Origin of the sequence: Nocardioides humilatus, from assembly GCF_008373755.1 — a bacterium.
In the GTDB taxonomy this organism is placed as follows: domain Bacteria; phylum Actinomycetota; class Actinomycetes; order Propionibacteriales; family Nocardioidaceae; genus Nocardioides; species Nocardioides humilatus.
The window spans coordinates 65,666-77,022 of the sequence record NZ_VUJV01000004.1; the positions used below are offsets into that span (position 1 = coordinate 65,666).

The 11,357-nt window shown below is 69.2% G+C and carries 11 protein-coding genes; all 11 read right to left on the reverse strand.

Annotated elements, in window-relative coordinates; all coding sequences use genetic code 11:
• Positions 1-6: 6 nt before the first annotated feature.
• Positions 7-3,561, reverse strand: coding sequence for a DNA polymerase III subunit alpha (gene dnaE / locus F0U44_RS14785; RefSeq protein WP_149729127.1), 3,555 nt, complete (start codon positions 3,559-3,561; stop codon positions 7-9).
• A gap of 151 nt (positions 3,562-3,712) precedes the next feature.
• Positions 3,713-4,183: a GNAT family N-acetyltransferase gene (locus F0U44_RS14790; protein WP_223163705.1), complete on the reverse strand. Its 471-nt coding sequence runs from the start codon at positions 4,181-4,183 to the stop codon at positions 3,713-3,715.
• Positions 4,170-5,105 carry an RluA family pseudouridine synthase gene (locus F0U44_RS14795; RefSeq protein WP_149729128.1) on the reverse strand — a complete coding sequence of 312 codons (936 nt, stop codon included), beginning with the start codon at positions 5,103-5,105 and terminating at the stop codon, positions 4,170-4,172. Before F0U44_RS14795 ends, F0U44_RS14790 begins: the two co-directional genes overlap by 14 nt.
• Entirely contained in the window at positions 5,102-5,692 is a 591-nt protein-coding gene (gene lspA / locus F0U44_RS14800) for a signal peptidase II (RefSeq protein WP_149729129.1), read from the reverse strand. The genes F0U44_RS14795 and lspA overlap by 4 nt, the downstream gene beginning before the upstream one ends.
• A complete protein-coding gene (locus F0U44_RS23290) occupies positions 5,665-6,705 on the reverse strand; it encodes a TraR/DksA family transcriptional regulator (RefSeq protein ID WP_223163706.1) in 1,041 nt (346 codons plus the stop codon). Before F0U44_RS23290 ends, lspA begins: the two co-directional genes overlap by 28 nt.
• 197 nt (positions 6,706-6,902) lie before the next feature.
• A complete protein-coding gene (locus F0U44_RS14815; protein ID WP_149729130.1) occupies positions 6,903-7,664 on the reverse strand; it encodes a DivIVA domain-containing protein in 762 nt (253 codons plus the stop codon).
• 91 nt (positions 7,665-7,755) lie between these two features.
• Positions 7,756-8,049, reverse strand: a complete 294-nt coding sequence (locus F0U44_RS14820; RefSeq protein ID WP_149729131.1) for a YggT family protein — start codon at positions 8,047-8,049, stop codon at positions 7,756-7,758.
• A gap of 88 nt (positions 8,050-8,137) precedes the next feature.
• A complete protein-coding gene (locus F0U44_RS14825) occupies positions 8,138-8,629 on the reverse strand; it encodes a cell division protein SepF (protein WP_149729132.1) in 492 nt (163 codons plus the stop codon).
• A gap of 55 nt (positions 8,630-8,684) precedes the next feature.
• Complete coding sequence (locus F0U44_RS14830) at positions 8,685-9,386, reverse strand: YggS family pyridoxal phosphate-dependent enzyme (protein ID WP_149729133.1); 702 nt, start codon at positions 9,384-9,386, stop codon at positions 8,685-8,687.
• Between the two features lie 5 nt (positions 9,387-9,391).
• Positions 9,392-10,099: a purine nucleoside phosphorylase YfiH/LACC1 family protein gene (locus F0U44_RS14835; protein WP_149729134.1), complete on the reverse strand. Its 708-nt coding sequence runs from the start codon at positions 10,097-10,099 to the stop codon at positions 9,392-9,394.
• A 3-nt stretch (positions 10,100-10,102) separates the two neighbouring features.
• Entirely contained in the window at positions 10,103-11,287 is a 1,185-nt protein-coding gene (gene ftsZ / locus F0U44_RS14840) for a cell division protein FtsZ (RefSeq protein ID WP_149729135.1), read from the reverse strand.
• Positions 11,288-11,357: the final 70 nt, after the last annotated feature.

The following is an 11,357-nucleotide window of genomic DNA, read 5'->3' on the forward strand; positions in this document are numbered from 1 at the left end:
GGGCCTCTAGCCCGCGAGGCACTGGGGACCGAGCAGTTGCTTGAGATCGGCGAACAGTGAGGGGCTCGGGGACACTCGGAGGTTGTCGTCGAGGCGCATCACCCGGGTCGCGTCGCGCATGAGCAGGCGAAGCCGGACCTCGGTGAGACCGGGGTGGCTCGCGAGCACCTCCCGCAGCTGAGCGATCACCGGTGCCGTGCAGCGGGTCGAGGGCAGGCTGATGACGACCGGGCCGTCCGTGTTGGTCTCCAGGTCGGGGACCGTCACCTCCATCGCGTGCAGCTCAGGCTGGTCCTTGCTGCGCGACACTCGTCCCTTGACCGTGATGATCGCGTCAGGCATCAGGTAGGGGCTGGCCAGCTGATAGGCGCTCGGGAACAGCAGCACGTCGATCGCACCCTCGAGGTCCTCGAGGGTGATCATCGCCCACGGGTCGCCCTTCTTGGTGATCTTGCGCTGCACCGAGGTGACGAGACCGCTGACCGTGACCACGGCCTGGTCGGGCAGCTCCTCGTTGGTCATCAGGTCACCGACGGTGCTGTCGGCGCTGCCGGCGAGGACGTGCTCGAGGCCGAGCAAGGGATGGTCAGAGACGTAGAGCCCGAGCATGTCCCGCTCATGGCCGAGCAGGGTGGTCTTGTCCCACTCGTCGAGGTCGGGGATCGTCACGCTGACCCCGAAGTCGCCGCCCTCGATGTCGTCGAGGCCGGCGAAGAGCGAGTCCTGACCGATCGCCTCGTTGCGCTTGATGTCGACGTATTGATCCACCGCCGTCTCGTGAATTGCGACGAGCGCGCGCCGGCGGTGCTTGAGGTCGTCGAAGGCGCCGGCCTTGATGAGCGACTCGATGACCCGCTTGTTGCAGACCAGCGCCGGCACCTTGTCGAGGAAGTCGTTGAACGACTCGTAGCGCCCCTTGGTCTCGCGCGTGCCCACGACCTGCTCGACGACGTTGGCTCCGACGTTGCGGATCGCCGTCATGCCGAAGCGGATGTCGGTGCCGACCGCGGTGAAGTCGTGGGACGACTCGTTGACGTCGGGCGGGAGGACCTGGATCTTCATCCGGCGACACTCGTTGAGGTAGATCGCCATCTTGTCCTTGTCGTTCTTGACCGAGGTCAAGAGCGCCGCCATGTATTCGGTCGGGTAGTTGGCCTTGAGGTAGGCCGTCCAGTAGGTGATGACGCCGTAGGCCGCCGAGTGCGACTTGTTGAAGGCGTAGTCGGCGAAGGGGACCAAGATCTCCCACAGCGTCTTGATCGCGTCTTGCGGATAACCGCGTTCGAGCATGCCCGACTCGAAGCCGGCGTACTGCTTGTCGAGCTCTTCCTTCTTCTTCTTGCCCATCGCTCGCCGCATGTTGTCGGCGGCGCCGAGGGAGAAGCCGGCGAGCACCTGGGCGATCGCCATGACCTGCTCTTGGTAGACGATCAGCCCGTAGGTCTCCCCCAGCACCGACTCGAGTGCGTCGGCCAGCGCCGGGTGGATCGGCGTGATCGGCTCGCGGCCGTTCTTGCGGTGGGCGTATTTGTTGTGGGAGTCGGCTCCCATCGGACCCGGCCGGTAGAGGGCCGAGACCGCCGTGATGTCGGCGAACTGGTCGGGGAGCATCGACCGCAGCAGCGCGCGCATGCCGCCACCATCGAGCTGGAACACGCCGAGGGTGTCGCCGCGCCCCATCAGCTCATAGGTGGGCCGGTCATCGAAGGGCAGGTCCTCCAGCACGACGGTCTCGTCGCGGTTGGCCTTGATGTTGACCAGCGCGTCTTCGAGCGTGTGGAGGTTGGACAGGCCGAGGAAGTCCATCTTGACCAGCCCGAGCGACTCGCACATCGGGTAGTCGAACTGCGTGATGACGGTGCCGTCCTGCGGCCGCGCCATGATCGGCACCACGTCGATGATGGGCTCGCTGGACATGATCACGCCGGCAGCGTGGACGCCCCAGTTGCGGATCTGACCCTCGAGACCGAGCGCGGTCTCGTAGATGCGCCGGACGTCGGTGTCCTGCTCGTGCAGCGCCCGGAACTCGCCACCCTCGCCGTAACGCTTGTCCTCGGGGTTGAAGATGTCGTTGAGCCGGACGCCCTTGCCCATGACGTCGGGCGGCAGCGCCTTGGTGATCCGGTCGCTCACCGCGAAGCCGTAGTCGAGCACCCGGGCGGCGTCCTTGATCGCAGCCTTGGCCTTGAGTCGGCCGAACGTCGCGATCTGGGCGACGCGGTCGGCGCCGTACTTCTGCGTGACGTAGGCGATGACCTCGCCGCGACGGTGGTCGTCGAAGTCGATGTCGAAGTCGGGCATCGAGGGACGCTCGGGGTTGAGGAAACGCTCGAAGAACAGGCCGTGCTCGAGGGGGCACAGGTCGGTGATCCGCAACGCGTAGGCCGCGATCGACCCGGCGCCGGAACCTCGGCCGGGACCGACCCGGATGCCGTTGTCCTTGGCCCAGTTGATGAAGTCGGCGACCACGAGGTAGTAGCCGCAGTAGCCCTTCTGGGAGATGATCCCGAGCTCCATGTCGACCCGCTCGCGAACCTCTGCGGACAGCCGCTCGCCCGGGTAGCGGGACTCGATGCCGCGCCACACCTCCTTGGAGAACCAGGACTCCTCGGTCTCCCCGGCCGGGACGTCGGCGCGGGCCATGTAGCCACCGGTCGACTCGGTGAACTCGACCTCGCACCGCTCAGCGATGAGCAGGGTGTTGTCGCACGCCTCGGGCATCCCGAACCGGTCGGCCCAGAGCTCGCGCATCTCCGCGGCGGACTTGATGTAGTAGCCGCCGCCGTCGAACTTGAGCCGGTTGGTGTCGGACAGACGCTTGCCCGACGCCACGCAGATCAAGGCGTCGTGGGCAGCCGCGTCGTCGGGGTTGTTGTAGTGGGAGTCGTTGGTCGCGACCGGCGGGATGCCGAGGTCCTTGCCGAGCCGCAGCAGGTCGTCACGGACCCGCTTCTCGATGTCGATCCCGTGATCCATCAGCTCCAGGAAGAAGCTGTCCTTGCCGAAGATCTCCTGGAACTCCGCCGCCGAGCGCCGGGCCTCGTCGTATTGCCCGAGCCGCAGGCGCGTCTGAATCTCGCCCGACGGGCAGCCCGTCGTGGCGATCAAGCCCTTCGCATAGGTGTTGAGCAGCTCGCGGTCGGCCCGCGGCTTGTAGAAGAAGCCCTCCAGGCTCGAGCGGGAAGAGAGCCGGAAGAGGTTGTGCATGCCCTCCGTGGTCGAGGCCCACATCGTCATGTGGGTGTAGGCACCACCGCCCGCGACGTCGTTGCCGCCCTCCTCGGCGATGTCGCCCTGGCCCCACCGCACGCGGCGCCGCTCGCCACGCTCGGTCTGGGGCGTCAGGTAGGCCTCGATGCCGATGATCGGGCGGACGTCGTATTTCTTCGCCTTGGAGTAGAAGTCGTAGGCGCCGTGGAGGTTGCCGTGGTCGGTCATCGCGATCGACGACATGCCGAGGTCGCGCACGCGGGTGAAGAGCCCGTCGAGCAGCGAGGCGCCGTCCAGCATCGAGTATTCGGTGTGGACGTGCAGGTGGACGAAGTCCCCGGCGGCTGCCATCGGTGCTAGGTGCTCCTCGCAAGGTGGTGGACGCTCAGCGTCGGAGGATGGGGCGATCGGGGAAGAGGTTCAGACTAACCCGCCGATACGGCCAGGTTAGGAGGACCCTCCGACACATCGACGGGTGAGACGACCAGTTCCCGCCTGCACGCTAGGCGCTGCCGGGCCACTCCATCCGGACGTCGGGCTCGCGCTCCTCGTTGCCGCTCCCGTCGGTGCGCTCGCGCTCGACGAGGCCGCGCCGCAGGTAGAACGCACGGGCCGGCTCGTTGACCTCGAAGACCCAGAGGCCGAACCCCTGCGGGCGCAGCGACTTCACCAGGTCGAGCAGCGCGCTGCCGACCCCAGCGCCGGCATGGGCCGGTGCTACGTAGAGGTCGTCGAGCCAGGTCGGGGTGAAGCGTGCGTAGCCGACCACGAGGCCATCGATCTCGGCGACCCACACGTCGTCCTCGCCGATCCGGCGAGCGAGCCAGGCGCGCACATCGGCGTCGGAGTGGATGCCCGGAGGCATCGATGCGGCCCGCCTGCTCGCCAGTTGAACGTCGGCGACAGCGTCCGCGTCGTCGGGCAGCGCCGGGCGGAGGACCATCTCCGCGGCTGTCGCGTCAGTCCGTGTCACGGATGACGTCGAGGGCGTGGGCCAGGTCGTCGGGGTAGGTCGACTCGTACTCGACCTGGTCGCCGGTGTCCGGGTGCTCGAATCCCAGACGTACGGCGTGCAGCCACTGCCGCGTCAGCCCGAGCCGCTTCCCCAGGGTCGGATCAGCGCCATAGGTGAGGTCGCCGCAGCACGGGTGCCGCAGCGCAGCCATGTGCACCCGGATCTGGTGCGTGCGGCCGGTTTCGAGGTGGACCTCGAGCAGGCTCGCGAACCGGTGGGCCTCGAGGGTCTCGTAGTGGGTGATGCTGGCGCGTCCGCCCTCCATCACCGCGAACTTGTAGTCGGCACCCGGGTGGCGGCCGATCGGCGCGTCCACGGTTCCGGACAGCGGGTCGGGGTGCCCCTGGACCAGCGCGTGGTAGGTCTTGTCGACGGTCCGATGACGGAAGGCGTTCTTGAGGACCGAGTAGGCGTGCTCGGACTTGGCGATCACCATCACGCCCGAGGTGCCCACGTCGAGGCGCTGCACGATGCCCTCGCGTTCCTTGGCGCCCGAAGTCGAGATCCGGAATCCCGCCCCGGCCAGGTGGCCGACGACGGTCGGCCCGCGCCAGCCCGGCGAGGGGTGCACGGCTACGCCGACGGGCTTGTCGATCACCACGATCGAGGAGTCGTCGTGGATGATCTTGATGCCCTCGACGATCTCGGGGACGATCTCGAGCGGATCGGACTCGGCCGGGATCTCGACGTCGAGGACGGCACCGGGCAGCACGCGCTCGCTCTTGCTCACGTCATTGCCGTCGAGGCGCACCCTGCCCTCGGCGATGAGCTCGGCGGCACGCGAGCGCGACAGCCCGAACAGCTGCGCCATCGCGACGTCGACACGCTGGCCGTCCAGGCCGTCGGGCACGGGAAGGCTGCGATGGTCGACGCTGGTCACTCGGAGTCCTCGGAGCTGGTGGTGTCGGACTTCGTCGCCTGCCGGGTGCCGTCGAGCCCGATCCCGCGGAAGACCTGGATCAGGATCAGGCCGACGCCGATGTTGATGGAGATGTCGGCGACGTTGAAGATCGGCCAGTTCGGCAGCTGCAGGAAGTCCACGACGTGTCCGCGGAAGGGCTCGGGGTCGCGCAGCATCCGGTCGGTGAGGTTGCCGGTGATCCCAGCGAGCAGCGCACCGAGCGCGACGGCCCAGACCTTGTCGACCAGCCGGCGGCTCACCACCAGCACGACGCCGGTCGCGACGATCGCGAGGCAGCTCAGCGCGACCGTGAATCCGGTGCCGAGCGAGAACGCCGCCCCGGGGTTGCGGGTGAGGTGGAGCTGCAGCACCTCGCCCACGACGCGTACGTCGTCACGGCCCGTCAGGTGCTCGACCGCAGCATGCTTGGAGAACTGGTCGGCGGCGTAGAGGCCGACGGCGACGAGGCTGAAGACAGCCCAGGCGCGCCCGCTCGCGACCGTCCGCCGGGGGTCGGTCGGGCCGCTGTCGCTACCGTCTACCGACGTTCCTCGCGCTGCTTGCATGTCATGCACAGTGTGGCACGCGGGAATGCCATCAACCGCATCTTCCCGATGGCGTTGCCGCAGGACTCGCACACGCCATAGGTGCCGTCGTTGATGCGGCCCAGCGCCCGGTCGATCTGCGCGAGCTTCTCCCGCTCATGGTTGAGCACGGTGAGCTCGTGGTCACGCTCAAAGCTGGTTGCACCCAGGTCGGCCTGGTCCTGCCCGGCTCCGTCGCCCGCGTCACGCAGCAGTCCCGACAGGTCGGCCTCCTGCTCAGCGACGATCTGCCCGGAGTGCTCGCGCTGCTCGTGGAGCTCTGCGAGGACTTCCTTGAGCTCGGCCTTCGACCACGCCTCCTCACCCTCGAGGACGACCAGCTTCGCCGGCGCGGCCTTCTTGGCGGGGGCGGCCTTCTTCGCCGGAGCCGGAGCAGCCTTCTTCGCAGGAGCCGGGGCCGCCTTCTTCGCCGGGGCCGCCTTCTTGGCGGGAGCCGGAGCGGCCTTCTTCGCGGGAGTCGGAGCGGCCTTCTTCGCGGGAGTCGGAGCGGCCTTCTTCGCGGGAGCCGGGGCCGCCTTCTTGGCGGGAGCAGCCTTCTTGGCGGGAGCAGCCTTCTTGGCGGGAGCAGCCTTCTTGGCGGGAGCAGCCTTCTTGGCGGGAGCAGCCTTCTTGGCGGGAGCCGGAGCCGCCTTCTTCGCCGGCGCCGCCTTCTTGGCCGGCGCCGCCTTCTTCGCCGGCGCCGCCTTCTTCGCCGGGGCCGCCTTCTTGGCCGGAGCCGGAGCCGCCTTCTTCGCCGGCGCCGCCTTCTTGGCCGGAGCCGGAGCCGCCTTCTTCGCCGGCGCCGCCTTCTTGGCCGGAGCCGGAGCCGCCTTCTTGGCGGGAGCCGGTGCAGCCTTCTTCGCGGGCGCAGCCTTCTTGGCCGGGGCCGCCTTCTTCGCGGCCGCGGGGGCGGCATCCGTGCGACGGCGGCTGATGATCTTGCCGGCTGCGGACACAGTCCGTCCGGCCAACGACTTCTTCGTGCTCCGGGCCATGATCCGGGCCTCCTAGGGACCGACGCGCCTCAGGCGAGGGCCTCAGGCTGCACGGAGGGTAGCCGCTTCCACCACCTGCTCCAAGCACCCACACCGAATGGTGGGCCGATCGCGTCTTCGGCTGGACCAGGAAAACGACGACGGCCGGCCCACCAAAGTGGACCGGCCGTCGCGTTGGTCAGATCGCGACCGAGCTCTTAGCGCTCTTCCTCGCCGAGGATGGACCGCAGCCGCTTGGGCGCGGGGGCCTCGTCGGAGGGGGCGATGGTGTCGCCCGGCGACTGGAGGGACTCGAGCTGCTGGGTGAAGTAGCTCTTGAGGCGGGAGCGGTACTCGCGCTCGAACGAACGCAGGTTCTCGACCTCGACGCTGAGCTTGTCCCGCTCCTTCTCCAGGTCGGCGAAGAGCTGCGTGCGACGCTCGGCGGTCTCGGAGTCGAGCATCTCCGAACGCGTGCGAGCGTCGGACTCCATCCGGTCGGCCTTGCCCTTGGACTCGTTCTCGAGGCGCTCGGCCTTAGTGCGGGCCTCACCGACGATGCGGTCGGCCTCGTTCTTCGCGTCCTCGACGAGCTCGTCGGCGTTGCGCGTGGCGATCTCGAGGAGTCGCGCGGCGGCGTTGGACGCCTCCGGCACGGTCTCGACGCGGATCGTCTGAACACTGGGCTCCGGCTGAGCAGCGACGGGGACCGGCGCGGGCTCGGGCGTGGCGACGACCGGAGCCGGGGTCGGCTCGGGCTCGGGCACCGGCGTGAGCTGGGTCGGGGCCGGCTCGAACGACGGCGCGCCCGACTGGGCTGCAGCAAGCTTGGCGCGCAGCTCGTCGTTCTCGGCGTTCAGGCGAGCAAGCTCGGCCTCCACCTCGTCGAGGAACTGGTCGACCTCACCCATGTCGTAGCCCTCGCGAAGGCGGACGGGGGTAAAGCGCTTGTTGCTCACGTCCTCGGGCGTCAGCGGCATGACCTCACCTATCTTTGAGACTGGGAAATACGGTTCGACGTACTGCTCCGCGAACAATAGCGCCTGACCTGCAACTACTGAGACTCGGCGGTCACGCAGGCCAGATGGAGCGGTTGACGGCCAGCGCCACGTAGGCGGCGATCAGCACGAGCAGGAAGCTCAGGTCGAGCGCGAAGTTGCCGATCCGGATCGGTTTGATGACGCGGCGCAGCGCGTTGATCGGCGGATCGGTGATGGTGTAAGCGAACTCGAGCACCAGGAGCACCACGCCCCGGGGCTCCCACGACCGGGCGAAGACCTGCACCCAGTCGGTGATGAAGCGCACCCAAAGGAACCCGATGAACGTCCAGAGGACGCCATCGATGATCAGACCAGCGATCGGCAACGGGGGTTCCTAGCGAGCGGCAGACGGGACAGCGGTGATCCTAGAGGCCCGCCCCAGCGACAGGACCGGGTGTGCCGCTCGAGTCGCCTCAACTCTGGTTGAAGAAGCCGCCCTCGGCGATCCGCTGCTTGTCCGCGGCGGCGACGGTGACGTTGGGCGGCGACAGCAGGAAGACCTTGCTGGTGACCCGCTCGATGCTGCCGCGTGTGGCGAAGATGAGACCGGCCGCGAAGTCGACGAGGCGCTTGGCGTCGGCGTCGTCCATCTCGGAGAGGTTCATGATCACGGGGGTGCCGTCGCGGTACTGCTCGCCGACGGCGCGCGCCTCGTTGTAGGTCCGCGGGTGCAACGTCGTGATCCGCGACAGCTCGGCGACGACTCCGACAGCAGGTGACGGCGTGGGCCGACGACGCTCGTTGATGTCGGCCACGGACGCGGAGCGCACTCGCGGCGCCCGCTCGGGGCGCGCCTCGCGGACAGGGGCGGCGTCACGGGTCTCGTAGTCGGCGTCGTAGTCGTCGTAGCCGGTGTCCTCGAGCAGGCCGAGGTATTCACCGATCCTGCGCATCGCACCGCTCATGGCTGGAGCCTTTCGGATCTTGCGCCCCGCGTGGGGCTGCTGTTGTTTTCGGACATTACTGGACCGAGGGCCTCGATCCGAGGACCGCCGTGCCGACGCGCGCGTGTGTCGCGCCGGCCGCAATAGCAGCCTCCAGGTCACCGCTCATCCCCGCCGACAGCCAGTCGGCCTCGGGGTGGGCAGTGACGAACTCGTTGCGGATGGCCGCGAGCCGCGCGAACGCGGCCGACGGCTCCTCCCCCAGGGGCGCGACGGCCATCAGGCCGCGCAGCCGGAGGTGGTCAGCGGCGGTGACGGCGGCAGCAAGCGCACCGAGGTCACCGGGGTCTGCTCCGGCGCGACCGTCACGACCGGGCGGGTCCAGGCTCACCTGGAGGAGTACGTCGACAGGCCGGTCACCCGCGCCCGCGTCGAGCCGCTCGACGAGCTTGACCCGGTCGACGGAGTGCACGACGTCGGCGTAGGCGGCGACGGCGGCTGCCTTGTTGCTCTGCAGCCCGCCGACGAAGTGCCAGCGCAGCCCGGCGACTCCGCTGTCGGCACACTCCTGGGCCTTCGCCTCGGCCTCCTGGTGCCGGTTCTCCCCCACGTCGGTGACCCCGAGGTCGGCGAGGATCCCCACGTCGGACGCGGGGAAGTACTTGGTGACGACCACGAGGGTCACGTCGCCGGTCGGTCGCCCGGCCGACGCGCACGCCGCGGCGATCCGCTCGCGCACCGCCGCGAGCCCTGCGGCGATCTCGTCGCGTCTGGTCATGGCGGTCATGGCATCCACACCAGCCCTGCCAGCCGGCCCGCGTCGGCACCGGAGCGACGGTAGGAGTGCAGCTGCTCGTCCTCGAGCGTGCAGCGACCGACGGACTGCACCGACACCCCCGCCGCGTCGAGCTGAGCGGCGACGCCGGCGCCGAGGTCGAGCGCGGGCGTGCCCCATGACGTCGTCGAGGTGGCCTCCGGGACGACCCGGGCGACCTCGTCGTGCAGGTCAGCGGGGACCTCGTAGCAGCGACCGCAGACGTGCGGCCCGACGAGCGCACGGACCGACCCTGCGCCGAGGGATCGCATGCGCTCGACCGCTTGGGGCACGACCCCGAGGGCCATGCCGACCCGCCCCGCGTGGACGGCGCCGATCACGCCGGCGTCGGGATCGACCAGCAGGACCGGCACGCAGTCGGCGACGCGGACCATCAGCCCCACACCCCGACGTGTCGTCACCAGCGCGTCAGCAGCGGGCAACGTGTCGACCGGCCCGACCGGAGGATCGGCCACCACGTGGACCACCTGGTCGCCGTGCACCTGGTTCAGCCGCGCGAACGGCACGCCCGTCGCCTCGACGACGGCCGCGAGCGAGGCAGGGAACGCCTCGCTCTCGCCCTGGAGGTCGAGCGAGGCGTCCGTGAACGCGACCTCGACCCGGACCCCGTGTGGGGAGTCCGGGCCGAGCTCGAAGGTGTCACGGAATGCGAACAAAGGTCACTTCAGGAAGTCGGGCACGTCCAGGTCGTCGTCGAAGTCCATCGGCGCAGCCGTGGGACGAGCGCCGACGGGGACAGCGGGCTCGGCAGCCTGCTCCTGGCGAGCCGGCTCGTAGGTGACCGGAGCCGGCTCGGGCTCGCGGCGTGAGGCCACCGCGGCCCGCACCTCTTCCTGGGTCGCCTGCGGCCGGGTGTCGCGACGCAGGGTGCTGCCGACGTCGCGCTTCCGGGGCGGGGTGCCGCCGTCGAAACCGGCTGCGATGACCGTGATCCGGACCTCGTCACCCAGGGCGTCGTCGATGATCGCGCCGAAGATGATGTTGGCCTCGGGGTGGACGGCCTCGGCCACCATGCCCGCAGCCTGGCTGATCTCGAAGATGCCGAGGTCGGAGCCACCTGCGACGGAGAGCAGGACGCCGTGAGCACCGTCGATGGAGGCTTCGAGCAGCGGGCTGCTGACGGCCATCTCGGCCGCGGCGAGCGCACGGTCCTCGCCCCGGGCCGAACCGATGCCCATCAGCGCGGACCCGGCGTTACTCATGACGGCCTTGACGTCGGCGAAGTCGACGTTGATCAGGCCGGGCGTCGTGATCAGGTCGGTGATGCCCGAGACACCCTGCAGCAGCACCTGGTCGGCCTGCCGGAAGGCGTCCATGACCGAGACGTTGCGGTCAGAGATCTGGAGCAGCCGGTCGTTGGGGATCACGATGAGGGTGTCGACCTCTTCGCGGAGCCGCTCGATGCCGTCGTCGGCCGACTTCTTGCGTCGGGCGCCCTCGAACACGAACGGGCGGGTGACGACACCGATCGTCAGCGCGCCGAGCGAGCGGGCGATCCGGGCGACGACCGGGGCGCCACCGGTGCCGGTGCCACCGCCCTCGCCCGCGGTCACGAAGACCATGTCGGCCCCCTTGAGGACCTCCTCGATCTCCTCCGCGTGGTCCTCGGCGGCCTTGGCGCCCACGTCGGGGTTGGCCCCGGCGCCCAGTCCGCGCGTCAGCTCACGGCCGATGTCGAGCTTGACGTCGGCGTCGCTCATGAGCAGCGCCTGCGCGTCGGTGTTGATCGCGATGAACTCGACGCCCTTGAGACCGACCTCGATCATCCGGTTGACGGCGTTGACTCCGCCGCCACCGATGCCTACGACCTTGATGATGGCCAGGTAGTTCTGTGCAGCAGCCACGCCGTTTCCCCTTCTTCGTCAGGGAGCCGACTTCCCCGGCCGGCTCCGCCTCGGTCAACCCTTACCCTCA

Coding starts and splice junctions, on each gene's coding strand:
- dnaE (WP_149729127.1), bottom strand. CDS start 3,561: ATGGCAGCCGCCGGGGACTTCGTCCACCTGCACGTCCACACCGAATAC.
- lspA (WP_149729129.1), bottom strand. CDS start 5,692: ATGCAAGCAGCGCGAGGAACGTCGGTAGACGGTAGCGACAGCGGCCCG.
- F0U44_RS23290 (WP_223163706.1), bottom strand. CDS start 6,705: ATGGCCCGGAGCACGAAGAAGTCGTTGGCCGGACGGACTGTGTCCGCA.
- F0U44_RS14815 (WP_149729130.1), bottom strand. CDS start 7,664: ATGCCGCTGACGCCCGAGGACGTGAGCAACAAGCGCTTTACCCCCGTC.
- F0U44_RS14825 (WP_149729132.1), bottom strand. CDS start 8,629: ATGAGCGGTGCGATGCGCAGGATCGGTGAATACCTCGGCCTGCTCGAG.
- F0U44_RS14830 (WP_149729133.1), bottom strand. CDS start 9,386: ATGACCAGACGCGACGAGATCGCCGCAGGGCTCGCGGCGGTGCGCGAG.